The sequence below is a fragment of the Anaerobacillus sp. 63XJN7_4_ISO-PGPR-S23-413 genome, from assembly GCF_056173725.1.
Genome location: NZ_CM149688.1, coordinates 2449187 through 2471808, shown reverse-complemented (window position 1 = coordinate 2471808; position 22622 = coordinate 2449187). Strand labels below are relative to the sequence as shown.

Sequence of the window (22622 nt, the reverse complement as noted above, 5' to 3'; positions counted from 1 at the left end):
GATGGACAGTTTAACGATTGATACAAATGGGGGATGTTATTCTGTTCATATTGGAACTGGGATTCGAAACAAATGGAGAGATCTGATTGATTACGCTTCTTATTCAAGTTTTTTCATTATTACAGATGAAGCAGTTGAAGCAAAATATTTATCTTCAATTCAAGGACATGAGAATATCCGGACTTTCGTTGTTCCTTCTGGAGAAGAATCGAAATCTTTCGCTATGTACCATGAGGTAATGACGGCATTACTTAAAGCTGAGTTGGATCGAAAAGCCTGCATCATCGCTCTTGGTGGTGGGGTAGTAGGTGATCTAGCCGGCTTTGCTGCCGCTACATACATGAGAGGAATTGAATTTATTCAGATTCCAACTACGTTACTAGCTCATGACTCAAGCGTTGGTGGGAAAACAGGAATTAACCATGAAGTAGGTAAGAATTTAATTGGTGCCTTTCATCAGCCGTCAGCCGTTATTTTTGATACGGAGTGTCTAAGAACCCTTCCAGATCGCGAATGGCGTTCAGGATTTAGTGAAGTGATCAAGCATGCGCTCATACATGATGAATCGTTTTTACAATGGCTAATGGATAGAGGAAAGAAAGTTCAGGAATACACAGATGAAGAGCTTCAATTCATTATCAAGAAGGGTATTAGTGTCAAAGGCGCAATTGTGAAGGAAGATGAGCGCGAACAAGGAATCAGAGCTTACTTGAATTTTGGTCATACACTAGGTCACGCGATTGAATCAGAGCTTGGATATGGAAAAATGACACACGGAGAAGCGGTTGCTATCGGAATGATCTATGCCCTCAAATTAAGTGAGGAATATTTTCAAACAACGTTTCGTATGGATGAAATAACGAAATGGTTTCAAGATATCGGTCTTCCTACTGTAGTTCCGAATGAGCTTAGTATTCACCAATTAGTTGGCCGGATGAAGAAAGACAAAAAAGCGGAAAACAAAACATTACAATTTGTTTTATTAAAGAAGATCGGTCAGCCTGTTAAGGTGATGATAGACGATGAATCTGCCCTTGAACTGCTTCGATCTAGTATGGAAGGGAGTGGAGCACATTGATTCGCGGGATTAGAGGAGCAACGACAGTTAACCTTAATGAAAAAGATGAAATTATTCATGCAACGACGACATTACTAGAACAACTAATCGAACATAATAAAATAGATCCTGCTATGGTGGCGTCCATTCAGTTTACGATGACTGGGGATTTAGATGCTGTATTCCCTGCAGAAGCAGTTCGAGCATTTAAAGGGTGGTCTAACGTTCCGTTGCTTTGCTCATCAGAAATCCCTGTTCAAGGAGCGTTACCGATGTGTATTCGACTGTTAATGACGGTGAATACAACAATTGACCAGGATGAAATTAATCACATTTACTTAGGGAAAGCTGTGTCACTTCGTCCAGATCTTGCGAGTTGACAAATGAGATTCATCATACTAGGATAGAAATAAGTTTTAGAGCAGAGGCACGATTAGGTATTACGAGTTGAGAGAGCAGAGAATAGGATAGTTGAGTTGAGGAGAGCTTAGAGGGATACGTTTATACACCCCCTGAGGTTATTAGGGGGTTTTATTATACCCTTTTTCGATATTGGTAACATTCAGACAATTGCAGTCTGTTATTTGTTATACCACACTTTTATCCTCGGATTACTCAGCTTTTCCATTCTCCATGACTAACAATGGAGAGGTGAGAAAGTTGACTTCAAATTATTCTTCTTTTCAAAGGGATTCCGAAACTTACGGGATGATCCCATTAATGAAGTCGTATTTCCTTGATACGACAACACCCATTCAGATTTTTCAAAATATAGGTAAACGAGCAAGCTTTCTATTAGAGAGTAGTGATCAAGAGTCAAGCTGGTCACGCTATTCATTTATAGGAGTAGATCCAGTCTATTCCCTGGTTGAACAAAAAGGTGTTTTCTCTGTTAATGATGTGGATGGGAATAGAATCCTTCAACGAAATGATTTCCAGTCAGGAGTAAAAGCGCTATTTGAATATTTAAATCCTAAGCTACCAGATCACGACTTCCCTTTTTATGGTGGAGCTGTTGGCTATATTGGCTATGATGCCGTTAGTCAATTTGACAAGATTCCAGTTCATCCTGACCGGGACGAAGATATGCCGTTAGTTCATTTTATGGTTTGTGAGAATTTATTAATCTATGATCATCATTTAAAGCGATTAACAGTTTGTCATCACGCCAGGGTAAAAGAGGCTTTAGATGTTGAACGAGTTTATACCGATGCTTTTTCGATTATGGAAGAACTTGTCTCTCTTGCATCAAAGCCTAATCAAGGTGAAGTGATGCTTCTTCCTGAAGATGCTTCACATGAGGTGGATTTCTCTGAAATTAAATCGAACTATGAAAAGCAGCAATTTTTAAATGATGTTAATAAAATAAAATCTTATATTGAAGAAGGGGATGTCTTCCAGGCGGTATTATCTCAAAGGTTTGAAAAAGATGTCACCATTGGAGGATTAGATCTTTATCGAGTTCTCCGAGTTATTAACCCATCACCATATATGTTTTATTTAAAAATGAACGATGTAGAAATCATCGGTAGTTCACCTGAGAAATTAGTTCAGGTACAAGATGGGAAAATTGAGATCGATCCAATAGCAGGGACGAGAAAACGTGGAAAAACAGCTCAAGAAGATAATGAGCTCGCTGAAGAGTTGCTTGAAGATGAGAAGGAACGAGCAGAACACTATATGCTCGTCGATCTTGCAAGAAATGACGTTGGGAGAGTAGCGGAATACGGAAGTGTTTCAGTACCACAGTTAATGGACATTGGACGCTTCTCTCATGTGATGCACATTATTTCTAAAGTAACAGGTGTTTTGGCACCTCGATTTACTAGTTTAGATGCGGTAGTAGCCTCCTTTCCTGCAGGTACAGTTTCTGGTGCGCCAAAAGTAAGGGCGATGCAAATATTGAACGAGCTTGAACCAACTTCGCGATCCATTTATTCAGGAGCTATTGGATATATAGGATTTGATGGCAATGTTGATTCATGTATCGCCATTCGAACAATGGTGATCAAAGACGGTACAGCATACGTGCAAGCAGGAGCAGGGATCGTAGCTGATTCCGTACCTGAGAGCGAATGGGAAGAGACGCGAAATAAGGCGAGTGCTCTTATTAAAGCGATTCAGGTAGCGGAAGCCATTTTCGACAAAAAGGAGGAGCAGCTAAATGTTTAAAGAACAATTAAGCAGAATGATGGAGGGGCACACGCTGGCTGAATCCATAGCAGAACAGGTCATGGATGTTATTATGGAAGGAAGAGCGAATGATGCACAAATTGCTAGCTTCCTAACCATTCTCCAAATGAGGGGAGAAACGGTTGATGAATTGACTGGGTTTGTTCGCTCCCTTCGAAACCATGTTGTTCAGCTTGATCATGGCGGACTGCCGCTAATCGATACTTGTGGTACAGGAGGGGACGGCCACTCTACCTTCAATATTTCAACTGCTTCAGCCATACTCGTATCTAGTCTGGGTGTCAAAGTTGCGAAACACGGTAATAAAGCTGTTTCCTCTAAGAGTGGTAGCGCAGATGTTCTTGATGAGCTCGGTATCCCTACACAATCAAGTCGTAGCGAAGCTGTTGCAACTCTGAAGGAAAGAAACATGTGTTTCCTATTTGCTCCGAATTACCATGTAGCTATGAAGCACGCTGTAAGTGCTCGAAAAGCGATTGGTTTTAGAACGGTTTTTAATAGCCTGGGGCCGCTAGCAAATCCAGCCGGTAGTCAGTCACAGCTAATTGGTGTTTATAGTCATGACAAAGCATTGAAAATGGCGAAAGCATTAAAGCGTCTAGGAACAAAACGCGCTTTACTGGTGACTGGTGGGGAAGGAATCGATGAGTGTTCTATTTCAACTTACACTGATTTTGTCGAATTAAGAAATGGTGAGATCATGACTTATCGCCACACACCTGAAGAAGTTGGTCTATCAACAGGTAACGCTCAGGATTTAGTGGTCAACACTTCAAAAGAAAGTGCGAGTTTAATTGAACGAATTTTTAACGATGAAGGAAATGAAGCTAGCACTGGAATTGTTCTCTATAATGCTGGAGCAGCTCTCTACCTTGCAGGAGCGTGTGCAACTATTAAAGAAGGTGTGCAGATGGCTAAAGAAGCCATTACGAATGGAACTGGTCGAAAGCAACTAAATGCATTAAGCGCAAACAAGGAGTTGAATGTTCATGCTTGATCAAATTATTAAAGTGAAGCACGAAGAGATGGAACGGTTTATTATGCCGGATGATGAAAAAGTGACAAATGTTTCATTTGTAGGAAGTTTGCGTAAGCCAACCCATGAATTAGGATTGATTGCAGAAGTGAAAAAAGCCTCTCCTTCAAAAGGTATTATCAACGCCAACTTTGATCCTGTAGAAGTAGCTAAAGCTTATGAAAAAGCAGGAGCGGATGCCATTTCTGTTTTAACGGATGAGTCATTCTTTATGGGGGCAAATTCCTTCCTAATAGAAGTTAAAAAGCACGTGTCTTTACCGGTTTTACGGAAAGACTTTATTATTGATAAAAGACAAATTGAAGAGAGTAAACGTATTGGTGCAGATGCTATTCTATTAATTGTGCGAGCGCTTGGCGCAACAAAGACCAAGGAATTTTATGATTATGCTTCAAATTTAGGATTAGAATGCCTTGTTGAAGTACATTCCAAAGAAGAGCTTGAAGCGCTTACTGATCACTTTACTCCAGAAGTCATAGGAATTAACAATCGGAATCTCGCAACATTTGAAACGTCTACTAAACAAACACACTCACTCAGCCAGTATATTCCTCAGTCAACATTGATGATTAGCGAAAGCGGCATATCAACTTACGAGGATATTAAAGACGTGAAAAGTGCGGGAGCGAAAGCCGTACTAGTAGGTGAGGCCCTTATGAGAGATGGTACTTATGAAAAGGGAATTAAGCATTTGTTTGGTGAAACAGTTCATGAGAAAGCCTGAACTTAAGCTGTGCGGTAATCGCTCGTTAGAGGATTGGGAGAGCGTAAGAGTGAGCGGTGTCCCATATGCAGGATTTATTTTTGCAAATAGCGTACGTCGCGTTACGGATGAACAAGTTAAAGGTTGGTTAAGTGATTATCCACCGCTGAATGATACGAAAATTGTAGGGGTGTTTGTGAACCCGGAATTAGAAGAGTTAGCGCAAACGGTAAGTGAAGTACCGCTTGATATTCTCCAACTCCATGGTAATGAAACACCAGCTTTCGCGGCCAAGATTAAACAAATGACAGGGAAAACGATTTGGAAAGTGATTCATCATGGCAAAAGATCTCTAGATGAAATGAAACGGTACGAAGGTATCGCTGATGGATATATCGTTGACACCAAACTACCTGGACAATGGGGAGGAACCGGAAAACGATTTGATTGGGATTCTATCCCGTCATATCAGGCTGAAGCGGCTGAGCAAAGGGTGCCTTTATTTGTAGCAGGTGGAGTAAAGCCAGATAATGTTCAAGAATTGATAAGCTACCATCCAGATGGAATAGATGTATCAAGTGGAATCGAAACCGATGATAGGAAAGATAAAACGAAAATGAACACCATAATCGAAAGGCTGGGATAACAATGTCAACAACTGTACCTGATCAACGCGGTAGATATGGAAGATACGGCGGTAAATATGTTCCGGAAACAGCGATGTATGCGTTAGAAGAATTAGAACAATCGCTAAACGAAGCAATGGCAGACGAACAATTTATGACGAGTTATCATGAGGAACTGAAAAAATATTCAGGTCGACCAACGCCGATTACACATGCAGAAAACTTGTCAAAAAGACTTGGCGGGGCACAAATTTATTTGAAGCGTGAAGATCTTAACCATACAGGGGCACATAAATTAAATAATGCAATTGGACAGGCTCTTCTTGCCGTTCGTATGGGGAAAGAAAAAATTGTTGCTGAAACAGGTGCTGGCCAGCATGGTGTTGCAGCTGCAACTGTAGCCGCTCGATTTGGATTAGAATGTAAAGTGTTTATGGGAGAAGAGGATATTAGACGTCAGGAATTGAATGTGTTCAGAATGAAGCTTCTCGGTGCTGAAGTTGTCCCAGTCTCTTCTGGTAGCAAAACGTTAAAAGATGCGACGAATGAAGCGATTCGGTACTGGGTAGCAAATGTGGAAGATACGTTCTATTTAATTGGTTCTGTAGTTGGCCCGCATCCTTATCCGAAAATGGTAAGGGATTTCCAGCGCGTGATCGGTGATGAATCACGCGAACAAATGGAAGCATTACCCGATAAGGTAATCGCTTGTGTTGGAGGTGGAAGTAATGCAATGGGCATGTTCTATCCATTTCTTAAAGATGATGTTCGCTTGATTGGCGTAGAAGCTGCCGGTAAGGGAATTCATACTGGAGAACACGCCGCAACGCTCTCTGAAGGTCGTCTCGGTGTTATTCATGGCTCAATTACTTACTTATTGCAAAACGAAACGGGACAAATTCAAGAGCCACATTCAATTTCTGCCGGACTCGATTATCCTGGAATTGGACCTGAGCATGCCTATTTAAATGAAACGGGTCGCGTGACATATACAGGAATTACTGATAATGAAGCACTTGATGCATTAAAAGTTCTATCTGAAGAGGAAGGTATCATTCCGGCGATTGAAAGTGCTCATGCGCTATCTGAAGCAATTAAGCAAGCGCCAGACATGAACGAAAATGAAGTTATTCTTGTATGCCTCTCAGGAAGAGGAGATAAGGATGTGCACACGATAATGGAACATCTTGGAGGTGACGTTAATGAATAAACGATTTGAGAAACATGTAGATGGACGAAACGATCTATTCATACCTTTTGTTGTAGCTGGTGATCCAACTGAAGAAACGACTATTAATTTAGCATTGATGCTTCAAGAAGAAGGAGCTAATGCAATTGAACTCGGTATTCCATATTCTGATCCTCTAGCAGATGGTCCAGTGATTCAGCGTGCGTCACTACGTGCATTAGAACACGGAATGAGCCTTGAGAAAGCGATGGGTCTCGTGAAACAAATGCGAGAAAAAGGACTTGAAATTCCAGTTGTGATATTTACTTATTACAATCTTTTGTTACAATTAGGAGAAGAACGCTTCTTCGCTTTAGTGCGAGAAAATGATATTGACGGACTATTAGTTCCAGATCTTCCTTTTGAAGAAAGTGAAGAGTGGAGAGAAAGTTGCAATGCTAATGAGACTGCGCTGATTTCTCTTGTTGCGCCAACAACTTCAGATAAAAGACTGCAGGCCATTTCGAAAGAAGCTACTGGATTTCTTTATTGCGTCTCGTCACTCGGTGTTACGGGAACGAGGACTGACTTTCATTCCTCAGTCTTTACATTTCTCGATCGAGTGAAAGAGCATAGTATGATTCCAGTTGCGGTTGGCTTTGGAGTCTCGGCTCCTGAACAAGTTGAAAAGCTAAAAGAGCACTGTGATGGCGTTATTGTTGGTAGTGCGATTATTCGTCAAGTTGAGGAACAAGTGGAAGTGTTGAAGAAAGAAGCATCCCAGAAAGAAGGGATAGATCAAATTCGGGCATATGTACGAAATTTGATTTCTCCATATGGGAAAGTGAAAATCCATTCGTGAGGTGCAGGCATGATTCCAAAAAGACAAATGAAAGGGTTAACCCCTTACAAGCCAGGTAAGCCAATTGAGGAAGTAAAAAAAGAGCTTGGTCTCAAACAAGTAATTAAACTCGCTTCAAACGAGAATCCATATGGTTCCTCCCAAACAGTGAAAGAAGCCATTGAAAAGGAACTGTCGCAATTACACATTTATCCAGATGGCTATGCAGCTTCTCTTCGGACTGAGGTAGCAAAGCATCTTAATGTAAATGAAGATCAGCTTGTTTTCGGTAATGGATCAGACGAAGTCGTTCAAATCCTTTGCAGAACTTATCTTGAAAAAGGAACTAATACAGTGATGGCTACACCAACTTTTCCGCAATATCGCCATAACGCAGTTATTGAAGATGCAGAAATTCGTGAGGTTCCACTGACTGAAGGAAAGCATCAACTAGAAGAGATGCTAAAAGCCATTGATGAGAATACGCGCATCATTTGGGTGTGTTCACCAAATAACCCTACAGGAGAGCATATTCCAGAAGAAGAACTATTTTCATTTTTGAAAAAGGTTCCAGATCACGTTCTAGTTGTCATGGATGAGGCTTACAAAGAATATGTTACTGCGAAGAATTTTCCTGATACGCTATCAGCGCTCTCAGAGTATAAAAACCTTGTAGTTTTACGAACGTTTTCTAAAGCATATGGGATTGCTGCTCTTCGCGTCGGTTATGGAGTAGCTAACCCGGAAGTAATCGCCTCAATTGAACCTTCACGAGAGCCGTTTAACACTTCACGTGTGGCGCAAGCTGCGGCAATTGCTGCTCTCAAGGATCAGCAGTTTATTGATATGTGTCGAATAGAAAATGAAAAAGGCAGAGAGCTTTATTATGCTTTTTGTGAGCAATACGATTTATCCATTTATCCTTCTCAAGGGAACTTTGTATTAATTGATTTTGGTATACCTGCAGACGAAGTGTTTGAATACTTGATGAAACAAGGATACATCGTCCGTTCTGGTTCTGCGCTTGGTTTTCCAACTTCAGCTAGAATAACAGTTGGATCAGAGGAGCAAAACAAAGAAATCATTAGCTGTCTTTCTCAATTTCTTGATGAAAAGAGAAAGGAACAGTCATGAGTAAACATGTTGCGGTTATTGGCCTTGGATTAATAGGAGGGTCAATTGCTCTAGCCATAAAAGCAGGGCATCACGATGCTGTCATTACGGGGTATGATGTAAACCAGAATCAGTTGGATCTAGCTATGGCACTTCGGGTTGTAGATCAAACGGCTTCTTCGCTTGAAGAAGCCGTTCAAACCGCTGATTTTATTATGATTGCTGCCCCGGTTGTTCAAACAGAACAAATTTTAGAACAATTAGCCAAAATCAATTTGAAGAGCAATGTGATTATTTCTGACGTGGGTAGCACGAAGCATTCGATTGTAACTCATGCTAAAAAAATCTTAAGTCCTTCCGTTACCTTTATCGGTGGTCACCCAATGGCTGGTTCTCACAAAACCGGCGTAACAGCAGCAAAATCACATTTGTTTGAGAATGCTTTTTATATTTTGACACCTGATGAATCGGTCAACAAATCAAAATTAGATGCTCTAATAGCATTACTAAGTTCAACTAATGCTACATTTGTTGAATTAGACGCTGAAGAGCACGATTATTTAGTAGGATTAATTAGTCATTTCCCTCACATATTAGCAGCAAGTCTGGTTAACTTTGTTAGTGATCGAAATAATAATCAGAGCTATAATGTAGCGAGGTTTGCGGCAGGAGGGTTTCGGGATATTACCCGTATAGCATCAGCTAGTCCTGTGATGTGGCGTGATATTCTTCTAAGAAACAAATCTGTCTTACTGCAGATGACTGAAGACTTGAAGCTCGAGTTAGATCGAATTCAAGGTTATATTAAAAAAGAAGACGGAGATCGTATTTACGATTACTTCTCAGACGCTAAGGACTTTCGAGATGGGTTACCTGTTCGATCTAGAGGAGCTATCCCTGCTTTTTATGATTTGTTTCTCGACGTTCAAGACCAGCCTGGTGTCATCGCTAGCGTTACACAAAAACTTGCAACTGAAGAAATTTCAATAACAAATATTCGAATCATCGAGACACGAGAAGATATTATGGGTGTTCTTAGAGTGAGTTTTCGCTCAGAAAAAGACCGTGACAATGCAAAAGTGGTCCTTGATCATGACTTCGATACGTATGTAGATGATAAATAAGGAGTAAGTGACTATGGAAACGATTGTGCAAGCACAAAGTCTTAAAGGAACAGTTACAATTCCTGGAGATAAATCAATTTCTCATCGTGCCATTATGTTTGGTTCCATTGCAAAAGGTACAACTCGAATTACAAATTTTCTTTCTGGGGCAGATTGTTTAAGTACGATTTCTTGCTTTAAACAAATGGGTGTTCAGATTGAACAAGACGGAGCTTCAGTAGTGGTAGAAGGGAAAGGTATCGAAGGTCTTCGTGAGCCATCAGAGCTTCTCGACGTAGGGAATTCTGGAACGACCTTTCGTTTAATGATGGGCTTACTCGCTGGAAGACCATTTCATTCTGTATTAGCTGGAGATGAGTCAATTGCAAAGCGACCAATGAATCGCGTAACAGTTCCATTAAGTCAAATGGGTGCAGCAATTGATGGGAGAGAGAATGGCACGTTTGCTCCGATAGCGATTAGAGGCGGTAATCTTAGTGGTATTACATATGATTCACCTGTAGCGAGTGCCCAAGTGAAATCAGGTATTCTTCTTGCGGGTCTTCAAGCTGATGGCGTTACAACGGTTACAGAAACTCATCGTTCACGAAACCACACTGAAAATATGTTAGAAAGTTTTGGTGTCAAAGTGAAGAGAGACGGTTTATCTGTCAGCGTTGAAGGGGGACAGCATCTAACCGCTACAAATGTAGAAGTACCAGGTGATATCTCCTCAGCTGCATTTTTCCTAGTAGCAGGAGCAATCGTTCCTAATAGCACCTTAACCCTATTAAACGTAGGGATTAACGAGACAAGATCAGGTATATTAGATGTTCTTGAACAGATGGGAGCTTCTTTGTCCATTAAAAACAAGCGGGTTGTGAATCAGGAAGAAGTGGCTGATTTAACAATTAGTACTAGCGATCTTTCGGGAACAACGATCGAAGGGGAGATGATCCCTAGATTGATTGATGAGCTTCCAGTTATTGCTTTACTTGCTACGCAGGCTAATGGAAAAACGGTTATTCGAAATGCGGAAGAATTAAAAGTAAAAGAAACAAACCGTATCGATGCAGTCGTTGAAGCATTACAAACGTTGGGAGCATCTGTAACAGGAACACCAGATGGAATGGTTATAGAAGGCCCTACAAGCCTCCATGGTGGACAGGTTTCAAGTTTAGGTGATCACCGTATTGGAATGATGCTTGCAGTCGCAGGTTGCATTACAGAGGGGTCTGTCCAGCTTGAATTACCTGAAGCAATCAAAGTTTCATATCCTGATTTCTTTGAACATTTGAAACAACTAAGAGCAGGTTCCTAGGAACCTGCTTTTTTATGTGACAACACATCCCATCTTTTGGCGCACAAAGTCTCCAGCGCTAGTCGGCTCTAAGCGGGCGCTTACGCTATTCGGTGTCCAGCTTCAGCGCCCAGAGCCTCGAGACGCTTCGCCTTTCACTCTGAACACAAAGGGCGTGTTCAGAGTGAAAGTTTCCAGCGCTAGTCGGCTCTAAACGGGCGCTTACGCTTTTTGGATAAAAACCGAAATTTTCTAAAGAATCTGTTGATTTTCTGGAATACCCTGTTATACTAAGAATAGTAATGGTTTCTCTCCACTCCTATCCATATTTATTTTGTCCCTGTGTTTTGAAAGCGCTAACAAAGGCTTTCGGCACAGGGAATTTTTTTCATTGGTGCTTTTATAACATAAACAAGTTCTTTAAAACATAGCCTGTCATAAACAAAATGGCAGGGGGGCGCTTGTTTGAAACGTCTTTATGAAAATGCATCTATAGATGGCACTGATTATAAGTTGGTTGCGGATGAATTGTTATCTTATAAGACGAAGGTTGGAAAGCTTAATAAAGGAGTCCGTTGCAACTTGAACGGTTTTTCAATGATGGCTGGGAAAGTTTATCTTTCAGAAATAAACAATAGAGAACCAGAGAGTGGATTTATCGAATTAATGAGAGAATACATGTTACAAGGCGTCACTTCGATTCTAGCGTTAACCGAAATAAAACATGCTTATACATTTGAAGAAGAGATCAGTCGTTCGTTATCATACCTAGTGAATTCTCCTATTGACTATGCTCTTGGTTTACGAATGGACAGCACAAAAGTGACTCCAGATGTTATTAGGAAGTGTGCACGTTACCAGGTTCCGTTCATTGTAATTGATTTTAAACGTGAGGAAGAATGGAAAGAATTCGTATCTGAATGGATCGTTCAAGCGAATTTTCCTTATCATGCCATGCTTGTGCCTTTGTTTTCATTTATCGAAACGTGGAATTCTGATGCTATAGAACTTAAGCTTCCACAATTGCTTGATGAAGCGGTACTCAAAGGGCTAGACGCATTCCACTATCCTGAATTATTGAGAAGGAGACAGCTTCCTAAACCAATATTAATGCGAATTGGTTTTTATCCTCAAAAAGGTGGAATCCTTACAGGAACGGATTTTGATTTTAATCTCTATCGAACGAATTCAGGCAATCAAGTTGAAGATGAACTATTTCTTGATTATGATGGAAGAGACCCAATCATTTCAGGACTTCGTGGTGAATTACTGAAAGTGAATCATCATGTTTTCCTAAAACCAGGATATGGTCAACATTTGAAAATTCACAGACCATCGTTTTTTACTGCGAGTCATCGAAATAAAAAAAGTAGTGTTAGAAGGAGTTTTGGAACGTGGAGCGTCTTAAGCAGGCTGTCTCATTAATTGAGTCGGGGAACTTTGAAAAAGGTTTAACAGAATTGAAAGAAGTACGAAAAGATGCAGATCATGAAACATTATATGATCTGTCAAACATTTACTATAGTCTTGGACTGATTGAAGATTCTAGAGATGTAGTAGAGGAACTGTTAATACACTATCCAAATGAAGGAGAATTACTTGTACAGGCAGCTGAATGCTATGTTGATCTTGAACAAGAGCAGGAGGCTATTGCCGCATTAAATAAAATAGATGAAAGTGATGCTGCTTATCCGCCGGCGCTTCTCTTGCTTGCGGATCTATATCAAACAGAAGGCTTGGAAGAGGTTGCGGAACAAAAATTAATGGAAGCAAAGCGTCTTTCACCTGATGAGCCAATCATTGATTTTGGACTAGGTGAGTTTTATCTCACTCAAGGGCATCATTTAAAAGCTGTACCTTACTATGAATCAGTACTCGGAACTAAGGGAGAGCTTGCGAATGAGAACATTGAACTGAGGTTAGCTGAAGCCCTAAGTGGAAGCGGACAATTTGAAGAGGCGCTTACTTACTATGAGAAAGGCCTTGAGAATGCTCGCGAAATTAATGCACTCTTTGGATATGCTTTCACAGCGTTACAAATAAGTGAATACCGTAAAGCCATTAACGCATTTAACGAACTGAAGGAAGTTGATCCACAATACAGCACGCTTTATCCATACCTCGCAAAAGCCTATGAAGAAGAGGGCGCTACTAGTGAAGCAATTCAAGTACTAGCAGACGGAATAAAGGTGGATGAATTTAACGAAGAGCTCTATTTGCAAGCGAGCAGGTTAAGTTATAAAACTCATGATAACGCAAGCGGTGAACAGTACTTACGCGAATTACTAGCTATTAATCCAACGCACATTGAAGCAGCGAAGACGCTTGCAACGTATCTTAGAACAGAAGAAAGATATGAAGACATCCTTGATCTACTACGTAATATTGAAGAAGGAGATCAAAGCGATCCTTACTTAGATTGGTCTGCTGCAACTGCTTATGCGCAGGTAGAAGAGTATAAAGATGCCATAAAACGTTATGAAAACGCATATACTTATTTCAGAAACGATCCGATCTTTTTAGAAGAGTATGGAGGATTTTTGTTTGAAGAGGGTCGGCGTGAAGAAGCTGTTAATGCATTTAAGCTAGCTTTGGAGTTGGACCCAACGCTCGTTCATCTTGAGGAAGAAGTACTGCGCTTTGAAGAAGAAACATTTAAAGAGGAGTAAGGCGAAGAAGGAAATTTATGTTCAATGACGAATTGTTAAATTAGGAAAATCTCAGGGAGGAATCGCTATGAGCAGCTCCGTTTCTGTCGTTGAAAAGAAAGACTTTCTGAAATGGTTTTTGAAGAAATACCAGGTGAAGAAACGTGAATGTGTCTGGCTGTTAAATTATTTAATAAGCGATGAAGTGCTCATGGGTAACGTACATTTTGTTGAGAATGCTGAGTTTTGTCCAAAGGCGCTTGTGATCTCAACTCATTGTGTAGAAAATGCTCCATTCCGTTTTTATAAGCACAACATCATCACGACTGACCCTGAAAAATCATTTCATGACATTCGTCTGAATCAGGACGAGCCTATCTACATTCAATTGAATTTCAAGAGTAAAAACGTTTCTCCACACTATGTGGCTGTTCTGGAGGAAAATCCATTTTTACCAGAAAATATGGCAGCGGATAAAAAGTATTCATTTATGGCTGAAATGGTTCTTGATGAGTCGTTTACACGGTTCAAGAAAGAATCGATTTTGAAGCAGATTGATGAAGCACTGGATCGCAATGATGAAATGGCGTTCAAAAATTTAAGCAAGCAATTAAGTAATTTATAACCCTTGATTTTTCAAGGGTTTTTTTATTTTGGTGGCTATCGTTATGAGCATATACTTGGAACGTGCGTTCGAGAATACCCCTTCATCGATGATCTTACAGATGGTATACTAAGAAAGAAATGAATGTCGCTAGTCGAATTCGTTTTGAGTTAACCGACTCACAGTCAAGAGAGGAGAAGACGTGTTGATCCGAAGTTTAGAGTGGAATGATATCGCTCTTGTAGAAGAAATGCCGACTGGAATTGAAGATGACTATGTCGTCCGGATTATTAAAAGGTTGATTAAAGAAGAGAAGATGGTCGGCTATTTTGAAGCAGGGAAATTAATCGGCATAGCGGGGATGACGCTCTATGAAGATGAAGCTGCCGTTCTAGGTAGATTGCGAACTCATATTGACTATCGTGGTAAAGGTGTTGCTTCAGCATTAATGAACTTCCTACGTAAAGAAGCACATAACAATTCAAATGTGAAATGGATCGGGTATGCGACAGAAGAGTATAATATAGCAGGTAATCGCTTAGCACCTCACTTACATATGAACCTTGAGGCAGTTATAGTCTCATCGCGTATAAGTCCTCATTCTGTTTCTGGTGACATCGTGACGTCACCTTTTCAAAAAGTGACCGGAACAGAAAAGAAAGGTCTAATAGAAAAAGAATGGGGAAATAATAGTCATTCTTTTTTCCCGTATTCAATCTATTATCCACTTCCCTTCGTTCCTTCTCTATCGTCTTCTTACATTGATAGCACTGAGATCTTTCTAAATGAATATGGAAGCTTTATGATGACGAAGGAGGAGAAGGGAGCTTCTTATTTGCATGTGAAAGTATTTAATGAAACGGTCCTTTATAGTAAAGAAATGTGGGAGATTGCAAGCAACTGTGCAAGCGAGGAAGCGAGAACGATTTGGATTGATTTACCAATGAAAGAAGCGAAGTGGCTAGAAATGAAGTCCCACCAAACCATTTGGCACTTATATGGACAGAAAAGGAGTTATCAAAATGAAATGGACAGAAGCTGATATCGCTCTATTTGAAAAAGAAAAAGAATATGTAGATACTGCTGTGCTTCCGCTTGTCCCGATATCGATGACGAGTAGCATAAAAACAACTGTATCGATGGGAGAATATATAAACATAATAGCAAGTGAGCTTGAAAGACAGTTAAAAGGGCGTCTATTATTATTACCTTCCTTTACTTATTTGACTTCTGAGGAATCATTATCAAAAGTAGAACGTCTAAAAAAAGTAGAACAAGAGTTATTCGAAGGTGGAATTAAGCACATTGTTACCCTAACAGCCGATGTTGAATGGAAGCAACTTGAAGATCAGTTAGATAGTGCTATGCTATGGATGCCAGCGATCCCTCTAGAGCATATGGATGAACAATATAAAATGGAAACGGTATCAGCGCAAGTGAAACAAGTTTTACAATTTGTAACAAATACGTGGCAAAGTAATATAAATAGTTAGTTTGTGGCATGCTAAAGACCAATCCGAATATTGACAGAGCAAGAGTGACTACGCTATCATAGGAATGTCCTAGTTATATGTATGTACTATTTATGTCCGGCTGGACTGACTTCATAGGATAGGGGGGAAACCAATGGCGAAGAAGAAGGAAGTAACAAGACGCCAATTTCTAAACTACAGCCTGACTGGTGTCGGCGGTTTTATGGCAGCAGGAATGCTAATGCCGATGGTTCGTTTTGCAATTGATCCATTATTAAAAGAAGGTGCCAAGCAGGATTTTGTTCCTGTAATGGACACAAGTGAGATTACGAACAAACCTGTTCGTAAAGAATTCAAAATTGACCAGGTAGACGGTTGGTATGAATCTGAGGTCACTCAATCCGCATGGGTTTACAAAGATGAAAAAGACGAAATCGTCGCACTTTCACCTGTTTGTAAACACTTAGGGTGTACGGTGGACTGGGCTTCAAACGCAGCATATCCAGATCAGTTTTATTGTCCGTGCCACGGTGGCCGTTACACAAAAGATGGTGTGAATGTAAAAGGAACACCACCTCTTGCGCCGCTTGATGTTTACAACAAGAAAGTTGAAGATGGAAAACTTTACCTCGGAAAACCTGAACCACGTTAGGGGGCGTAATCTATGTTAAATAAAATCTATGATTGGGTAGATGAACGCTTAGATATTACGCCAATGTGGCGCGATATTGCAGATCACGAAGTGCCAGAGCACGTTAACCCTGCTCATCACTTTTCGGCGTTTGTTTATTGTTTCGGCGGTTTAACGTTTTTTATTACCGTTATTCAAATTCTATCCGGGATGTTCCTTACGATGTATTATGTACCTGACATTGTGAATGCCTGGGAGTCTGTCTACTATCTTCAAAACGAAGTAGCATTCGGACAAATTGTAAGAGGAATGCACCATTGGGGAGCCAGTCTCGTTATCGTTATGATGTTTCTACATACCCTTCGCGTGTTCTTTACCGGCTCTTACAAAAAACCTCGTGAATTAAACTGGGTTGTAGGTGTATTGATTTTCTTCGTTATGCTTGGTCTAGGGTTTACAGGATATCTTTTACCATGGGATATGAAAGCGCTATTCGCAACGAAGGTTGGTCTTGAAATTGCAGTGACTATACCAGTGGTTGGAGAATGGGCAAAAACTCTTCTTGCAGGTGGAGAAATTATCGGAGCTCAAACGCTCGCTCGTTTCTTTGCGATTCATGTATTCTTCTTGCCAGCTGCACTTCTTGGATTGCTAGGTGCTCACTTTATCATGATTCGTAAACAGGGTATTTCTGGCCCGCTATAAGATGTAATCTCAGAACTTATAATGATCATTTCGACACAATTTTTTATACGAAGGAGGGGGACAGATGCATCGCGGAAAAGGAATGAAGTTTGTTGGCGATTCGCGTATTCCTGCGCAGAGAAAGCCTAACATTCCAAAAGATTATTCAGAGTACCCCGGCAAAACAGAAGCGTTTTGGCCGAACTTCTTATTAAAAGAGTGGATGGTAGGTGCTGTATTTCTAGTTGGGTATCTAGCACTAACAATTGCCCATCCATCTCCACTCGAGCGTGTAGCGGATCCGACAGATGCGACCTATACGCCGCTTCCTGACTGGTACTTTCTCTTCTTATACCAGCTCTTGAAGTACAAATTTGCCGCCGGTGACTATACGCTTGTAGGTACAGTTGTTATGCCAGGCCTTGCATTTGGTGCACTTCTTCTTGCTCCATGGCTTGACCGCGGTCCAGAAAGAAGACCAGCTAAGCGTCCTGTTGCGACAGCGCTTATGTTACTTGGTCTTATTTCAACGGTATACTTGACGTGGGAATCAGTTGTAACTCATGACTGGGAAAAAGCAGCAAAGCAAGGGGAAATTGTTGAAGCTGAAGTTGACAAAGAATCAGAAGGTTACGCCATTTATTCTGGACAATCCTGTATTGGTTGTCATGGGGACAGCCTTCAAGGTGGTTCAGGTCCATCTCTTCTTGAAACACAGCAAACCAAAGAGTCGATTATGGACATTGCTGTGAACGGGATCGGCGGAATGCCAGCGAATGCTTTTAAAGGTTCTGATGAAGAACGTGAGAAGCTAGCTGAATTTATTGTCGAAACGGCAGAAGCAAATAAATAAGATGAAAAGCTGACTGTTACAGTCAGCTTTTTCTCATTTAAATTGCTTATGCACTTCAATCGATGAAAGATATTGAAAAGGAGATGCCTATGATTTCTCAATTTTTATACCTGCTAAAATCAAGACCTTTTCTTTTACTTCTGTTGATCATTAACATTCCGGGTACCATATACGGCTATTACTGGTATGGATGGCAGTTAGCAGAAACAAAGCCTATCTTTTTACTATTTGTTCCGGATAGTCCTACAGCGAGTCTGTTTTTCTGTTTTGTTTTACTGGCCTTTCTCTTCGGTAAAAATTGGCCACTGATGGAAAGTCTAGCTGCCGTGACTTTATTCAAGTATGGGATTTGGGCGGTCATTATGAATGCTCTAGTGATGGTTGTGACAGGACAGCTATCTCCTATCGCAATTATGCTCATCTTATCTCATCTTGGAATGGCGATAGAAGGATTGCTTTTTACTCCTTTCTACAGAATTAAGTTGTGGCATCTCGTGCTAGTGGCGATATGGACATTACATAATGATGTGATCGATTATGTTTTCGGTCAAATGCCAAGTTATTCAATATTAAGTGAGTATACACCGCTTATTGGATATTTTACATTCTGGCTGTCGATCTTTTCTCTAGCTCTTGTCTATTTCTTATCTGTTCGAAAAGGACGCTATCAGCTTTCTATCTAAGATGGTCTACTCTTGTCCATTTCTTCATACATTGAAGTAGGAAGAAGGAGGGACAGGGAATGGGTAGACGATGGCTCCTTGTAGTGTTGCTTTTGACGCTTCCCGTCAATGTACATGCTTCGGAAACAGATACGAAACAAGTCTGGAATGATATAGCAGCAAATGCGTTGGAATTTGGCAAACAAGAGAAGTTTGACCGTGCTAAAACGATGCTTGATGAATTTTCTAATGCTTTTCCAGGTGATCAGTCTAGTGAACTTTCGACTACTGAATTAAGAGTGATCCTCAATACACATGACCGTGCACTAAAGGCAGTGACAGCTATGGATAAAGCAGTTGATCAAAGAATTCAGTCCTTAACGGAATTTCGTCTGGCTGTTGATGCGCTAGTAGCTGAAGATCAGCCAATGTGGAAACAGACGGATGACCAAATTCTCCCGCTTATTACCGAAATGTCCACCGCTATTGAACACGGAGACGTAGACGTCTACAATGCGAGTAAGGATCGTTTTATTGGAACGTACAGTGTAATACGCCCAGCGATGGCAATTGATCTCTCGCCTGAAACTCAGCAACGACTTGATTCGCATATTGCATTTATTGAGCGATATGGGTCTGATCGTAATTCAGAATTATCGGGTCAATTGCAAACCATGAAAGATGATTTCAAACAAGCTTACCATCCTTCTTCATCTGAGGAATCTTCCCTTTTATGGTTAATTGTTTCAATTGGAGGTATTATCATCGCGACACTGATTTATGTGACCTATCGAAAATACAGAGGCGAAAAAGAAGGCTTAAAAAGGAAACAAGCCGATTAAATTTGAAGATCTTGTGAACCTGAAACAGTGTGATTGACTTTCTAGTGGGATTTGACTAAAATTGACGTTAATAACAGTTTAGAAAGCAATTACACATATGATGGAGGAATGGAAATGGCTGGTTTTCTAGTCTATTTTGCGCTTTTGTTGATCATTCCACTCTGGGCTCAGAGTAGAGTGAAGAGCGCATACAAAAAATACTCAAAAGTTCCAAACTCGTCTGGGATGACTGGTGCTCAAGTGGCAAGAAAAATTCTCGATGAAAATGGGTTATATTCTGTAGGGGTTGAAGAAGTGCGCGGGCACCTTTCGGATCATTATGATCCTCGCTCAAAAACAGTAAGACTATCATCAGGTAATTTTCATGGTCAATCAGTGGCGGGAGCAGCGATCGCTGCACACGAGGTAGGACACGCGATTCAAGATGAGCAGAACTATGCACCGCTTCGTTTCCGTCATACGCTTGTTCCTGTGGCGAATCTTGGTTCAAACTTTAGCTATTTCATCATTCTCGCTGGTATTTTGATGGCATCGCAAAACTTTATTTTACTTGGGATCGTCTTTATGAGTGCAGCTGTGTTGTTCCAATTGGTAACACTTCCAGTTGAATTTAATGCTTCAAATCGAGCAATGGAACAAGTTGTATCAACAGGCGTTATTCGAAATGATGAAGAAAGAGAAACGAAAAAAGTATTGAATGCAGCGGCTTTAACATATGTTGCAGCAGCAGTAGTTGCTCTATTAGAATTACTCCGCTTTGTGTTCATCTTTATAGGAATGAACGAAGATTAAATAAAAAAATCTCGCCCTTTATGGGGCGAGATTTTTTTATTGGTCGATGGGATTTTTGTTTTCATCTAGGGTGAAGCCTTCACCTAAAACATCTTGAACATCGTTAACGGCTACAAAAGCATGTGGATCAACCTGTCGAATGATATTTTTCAAACGTACAATTTCATTTCGAGCAACAACGCAATAAAGAACTTCTTTTTGAAGACCGGAAAAGCTGCCTTTTCCATTCAATACGGTCGCTCCCCGATCCATCTGCTTCATAATATTGTCAGCGATTTCTTTATTATTCTCAGATATGATCATGGTCGCTTTCGCAGAATATGCCCCTTGTTGGATAAAGTCAATGACTCTAGCAGCTACAAATACCGCTAATAATGTATACATCGCTTCTTTATAGTTTAAATAAACAAGTGATAAAGCTATAACGCAAAAGTCGAAAATAAACATCGTTCTACCCATGCTCCAGCCAATGTATTTAGAACCGAGCTGCGCGATGATGTCCACCCCACCGGTTGTTCCTCCATAACGAAAGATAATGCCAAGACCAACCCCTACAAACACTCCTGCAAACAATGCTGCAAGAGTTAAATCGTCTTGAAGTGGGATGGATAGAGCGGAATATCGCTGAAAAATCCATAGAAACACAGATAAGGAAACGGTTCCAATAATCGTATAAATAAATGCCTTTCGACCAAGCAACTTCCATCCAACTAGAAATAATGGAATGTTAAGAACTAGATTACTAATCGCAGGATCAATTTGAAATAGAAAGTATAGCAAAAGGGTAATGCCAGTAAAGCCACCTTCCGCTAAATTATTTTCCATATTGAAATGCACAAGGCCAAATGCAAAGATTGCAGACCCAAGTAAGATGAACAATACATTTTTTCCACGTATGCCTTCCATAATAACCACTCCTATCCCTCCAGTAGAGCCAACAGAATTCATTATAATCAAATACTGAGCAGACAGCAATTTGAATCTGTTATACTCACTTTAGGTTTGATAAGAATATGTTGTTAGATTTTACGAATTTGGTGTTAAAGATCTGACGAGGTGAAGATTTGATAAAGAAAAAACTTGTGAAACATTTGTCAAATGCCTATCTTTTAGCTAACATAAGAAATGATGTGAAAGGTGGTTTGACAGATGGCTAATAGATCGATTAGTGAGATGCAAAAAGAGGTAGATCAATACATAAGTCAGTTTAAAGAGGGGTATTTTACTCCCCTTGCGATGCTAGCAAGAATGACCGAAGAACTTGGTGAGCTTGCACGTGAAATTAATCATTACCATGGTGAAAAACCGAAAAAAAATACAGAGGAAGAGCGTACCATTGAAAATGAAATGGGAGATCTCCTCTTTGTACTAACCTGCTTTGCAAATTCGTTAGATATAGATCTTGATGAAGCATTTGGAAAAGTGATGACTAAATTTAACACGAGAGACAAAGATCGATGGACGAGAATTGAAGAGGAGAGTGAATAGGCATGCAAGAAGTGAAAATCGTAATCGCAGGACCAAGAGGAAACATGGGGAGCGAAGCAGTGAAGTTGGTAGATCGTACAGGTCATTTTACTCTTACTGCAGTTATTGACAGCAAACAAACAGGGCAAACGGTAGCGGATATCGAAGGACTTCCGTCGCTAGATGCTCCTGTGTATACGGATCTTGACAAGTGCTTGTCAGAAGTAGAATGTGATGTATTAATTGATCTAACAACGCCTGAATATGGAAAAAAACATATGGAGATTGCTTTTAATCATGGCGTCCGTCCTGTCATTGGGACAACAGGTTTTTCTAATGATGATGTTGAAGAATTATCCAAAATAGCTGAACAAAAAGAATTAGGAGCCATTATTGCTCCAAACTTCGCTATCGGTGCAGTTCTTATGATGAAGTTTGCTTCTATGGCAGCTAAATATTTTGATGACGTTGAGATTATCGAGCAACACCATGATCGTAAGCTTGATGCTCCATCAGGAACTGCTGTCAAAACAGCGAAAATGATCTCAGAAGTAAGAGACGCAAAGAAACAGGGGCATGAAGATGAGCGTGAGGATTTAGAAGGTGCGCGTGGTGCAGATTATGAAGGAATGAGAATTCATAGCGTACGCTTACCGGGACTTGTTGCTCATCAGGAAGTTTTATTTGGTGGAGAAGGACAAACGTTGAAAATTCGTCATGACTCAATGAATCGAGCTTCCTTTATGCCAGGTGTGCAGTTAGCTGTTGAAACGGTTTTGAAAATTGATCAGCTTGTCTATGGTCTTGAAAATATTATGGAGTAGGGG

The 22622-nt window shown here is 40.5% G+C and carries 25 protein-coding genes; 24 read left to right on the top strand and 1 reads right to left on the bottom strand.

The window, feature by feature from the left end; genetic code table 11:
- Position 1: 1 nt before the first annotated feature.
- The 22 genes from aroB to AC0VYO_RS12950 all read left to right on the top strand — a co-directional run bounded on the left by aroB (position 2) and on the right by AC0VYO_RS12950 (position 20328).
- Entirely contained in the window at positions 2 to 1078 is a 1077-nt protein-coding gene (gene aroB / locus AC0VYO_RS13055; protein WP_475367676.1) for a 3-dehydroquinate synthase, read from the top strand.
- A complete protein-coding gene (gene aroH, locus AC0VYO_RS13050) occupies positions 1075 to 1437 on the top strand; it encodes a chorismate mutase (protein ID WP_430246211.1) in 363 nt (120 codons plus the stop codon). Before aroB ends, aroH begins: the two co-directional genes overlap by 4 nt.
- Before the next feature lie 340 nt (positions 1438 to 1777).
- Positions 1778 to 3229, top strand: coding sequence for an anthranilate synthase component I (trpE, locus tag AC0VYO_RS13045; protein WP_242057404.1), 1452 nt, complete (start codon positions 1778 to 1780; stop codon positions 3227 to 3229).
- Positions 3222 to 4247, top strand: coding sequence for an anthranilate phosphoribosyltransferase (trpD, locus tag AC0VYO_RS13040; protein ID WP_430243076.1), 1026 nt, complete (start codon positions 3222 to 3224; stop codon positions 4245 to 4247). Before trpE ends, trpD begins: the two co-directional genes overlap by 8 nt.
- Positions 4240 to 5010: an indole-3-glycerol phosphate synthase TrpC gene (gene trpC, locus AC0VYO_RS13035; RefSeq protein ID WP_430243074.1), complete on the top strand. Its 771-nt coding sequence runs from the start codon at positions 4240 to 4242 to the stop codon at positions 5008 to 5010. The genes trpD and trpC overlap by 8 nt, the downstream gene beginning before the upstream one ends.
- Positions 4985 to 5635: a phosphoribosylanthranilate isomerase gene (locus AC0VYO_RS13030; RefSeq protein WP_475369062.1), complete on the top strand. Its 651-nt coding sequence runs from the start codon at positions 4985 to 4987 to the stop codon at positions 5633 to 5635. The genes trpC and AC0VYO_RS13030 overlap by 26 nt, the downstream gene beginning before the upstream one ends.
- Before the next feature lie 2 nt (positions 5636 to 5637).
- Positions 5638 to 6825 carry a tryptophan synthase subunit beta gene (trpB, locus tag AC0VYO_RS13025; protein WP_194221920.1) on the top strand — a complete coding sequence of 396 codons (1188 nt, stop codon included), beginning with the start codon at positions 5638 to 5640 and terminating at the stop codon, positions 6823 to 6825.
- The gene (gene trpA / locus AC0VYO_RS13020; protein ID WP_194221919.1) at positions 6818 to 7645 is read left to right on the top strand and encodes a tryptophan synthase subunit alpha; all 828 of its coding nucleotides are present in this window, start codon (positions 6818 to 6820) and stop codon (positions 7643 to 7645) included. The genes trpB and trpA overlap by 8 nt, the downstream gene beginning before the upstream one ends.
- 9 nt (positions 7646 to 7654) lie before the next feature.
- Positions 7655 to 8758, top strand: coding sequence for a histidinol-phosphate transaminase (gene hisC, locus AC0VYO_RS13015; RefSeq protein ID WP_430243070.1), 1104 nt, complete (start codon positions 7655 to 7657; stop codon positions 8756 to 8758).
- Positions 8755 to 9861, top strand: coding sequence for a prephenate dehydrogenase (locus AC0VYO_RS13010; RefSeq protein ID WP_430243068.1), 1107 nt, complete (start codon positions 8755 to 8757; stop codon positions 9859 to 9861). Before hisC ends, AC0VYO_RS13010 begins: the two co-directional genes overlap by 4 nt.
- A gap of 13 nt (positions 9862 to 9874) precedes the next feature.
- On the top strand, positions 9875 to 11161 hold the full coding sequence (gene aroA, locus AC0VYO_RS13005) for a 3-phosphoshikimate 1-carboxyvinyltransferase (RefSeq protein WP_475367675.1): 1287 nt from the start codon (positions 9875 to 9877) through the stop codon (positions 11159 to 11161).
- A gap of 444 nt (positions 11162 to 11605) precedes the next feature.
- Complete coding sequence (locus AC0VYO_RS13000) at positions 11606 to 12565, top strand: hypothetical protein (RefSeq protein WP_475365375.1); 960 nt, start codon at positions 11606 to 11608, stop codon at positions 12563 to 12565.
- The gene (locus AC0VYO_RS12995; RefSeq protein WP_303530994.1) at positions 12535 to 13809 is read left to right on the top strand and encodes a tetratricopeptide repeat protein; all 1275 of its coding nucleotides are present in this window, start codon (positions 12535 to 12537) and stop codon (positions 13807 to 13809) included. Before AC0VYO_RS13000 ends, AC0VYO_RS12995 begins: the two co-directional genes overlap by 31 nt.
- A 67-nt stretch (positions 13810 to 13876) precedes the next feature.
- Entirely contained in the window at positions 13877 to 14413 is a 537-nt protein-coding gene (locus AC0VYO_RS12990) for a ReoY family proteolytic degradation factor (RefSeq protein ID WP_194221913.1), read from the top strand.
- Between the two features lie 184 nt (positions 14414 to 14597).
- Positions 14598 to 15434: a GNAT family N-acetyltransferase gene (locus tag AC0VYO_RS12985; RefSeq protein WP_475365374.1), complete on the top strand. Its 837-nt coding sequence runs from the start codon at positions 14598 to 14600 to the stop codon at positions 15432 to 15434.
- The gene (locus tag AC0VYO_RS12980) at positions 15415 to 15885 is read left to right on the top strand and encodes a YpiF family protein (protein ID WP_430243061.1); all 471 of its coding nucleotides are present in this window, start codon (positions 15415 to 15417) and stop codon (positions 15883 to 15885) included. Before AC0VYO_RS12985 ends, AC0VYO_RS12980 begins: the two co-directional genes overlap by 20 nt.
- Before the next feature lie 133 nt (positions 15886 to 16018).
- Positions 16019 to 16516 carry a ubiquinol-cytochrome c reductase iron-sulfur subunit gene (locus AC0VYO_RS12975; RefSeq protein WP_194221910.1) on the top strand — a complete coding sequence of 166 codons (498 nt, stop codon included), beginning with the start codon at positions 16019 to 16021 and terminating at the stop codon, positions 16514 to 16516.
- Positions 16517 to 16528: 12 nt separating this feature from the next.
- On the top strand, positions 16529 to 17200 hold the full coding sequence (gene qcrB / locus AC0VYO_RS12970; RefSeq protein WP_194221909.1) for a menaquinol-cytochrome c reductase cytochrome b subunit: 672 nt from the start codon (positions 16529 to 16531) through the stop codon (positions 17198 to 17200).
- A 64-nt stretch (positions 17201 to 17264) separates the two neighbouring features.
- Positions 17265 to 18032, top strand: a complete 768-nt coding sequence (locus tag AC0VYO_RS12965) for a menaquinol-cytochrome c reductase cytochrome b/c subunit (protein ID WP_194221908.1) — start codon at positions 17265 to 17267, stop codon at positions 18030 to 18032.
- Between the two features lie 89 nt (positions 18033 to 18121).
- Positions 18122 to 18715: a lipoprotein heptaprenylglyceryl N-acetyltransferase LhaT gene (lhaT, locus tag AC0VYO_RS12960; protein ID WP_475365373.1), complete on the top strand. Its 594-nt coding sequence runs from the start codon at positions 18122 to 18124 to the stop codon at positions 18713 to 18715.
- 59 nt (positions 18716 to 18774) lie between these two features.
- The gene (locus AC0VYO_RS12955; protein WP_430243055.1) at positions 18775 to 19536 is read left to right on the top strand and encodes a sporulation protein YpjB; all 762 of its coding nucleotides are present in this window, start codon (positions 18775 to 18777) and stop codon (positions 19534 to 19536) included.
- 114 nt (positions 19537 to 19650) lie between these two features.
- Positions 19651 to 20328 (top strand): zinc metallopeptidase, encoded by a 678-nt coding sequence (locus tag AC0VYO_RS12950; protein WP_194221905.1) that lies wholly within the window; start codon positions 19651 to 19653, stop codon positions 20326 to 20328.
- A 36-nt stretch (positions 20329 to 20364) separates the two neighbouring features.
- Here the strand turns inward: AC0VYO_RS12950 and AC0VYO_RS12945 are convergent, their stop codons facing one another.
- On the bottom strand, positions 20365 to 21234 hold the full coding sequence (locus AC0VYO_RS12945; RefSeq protein WP_475367490.1) for a YitT family protein: 870 nt from the start codon (positions 21232 to 21234) through the stop codon (positions 20365 to 20367).
- Between the two features lie 243 nt (positions 21235 to 21477).
- On the opposite strand from AC0VYO_RS12945, the gene AC0VYO_RS12940 reads away from it, so the two are divergent.
- Together AC0VYO_RS12940 and dapB are read left to right on the top strand one after the other, a co-directional pair.
- Entirely contained in the window at positions 21478 to 21816 is a 339-nt protein-coding gene (locus AC0VYO_RS12940) for a nucleotide pyrophosphohydrolase (RefSeq protein ID WP_194221903.1), read from the top strand.
- Positions 21817 to 21818: 2 nt separating this feature from the next.
- The gene (dapB, locus tag AC0VYO_RS12935; RefSeq protein ID WP_475365370.1) at positions 21819 to 22619 is read left to right on the top strand and encodes a 4-hydroxy-tetrahydrodipicolinate reductase; all 801 of its coding nucleotides are present in this window, start codon (positions 21819 to 21821) and stop codon (positions 22617 to 22619) included.
- The last annotated feature ends 3 nt before the right edge of the window (positions 22620 to 22622 follow it).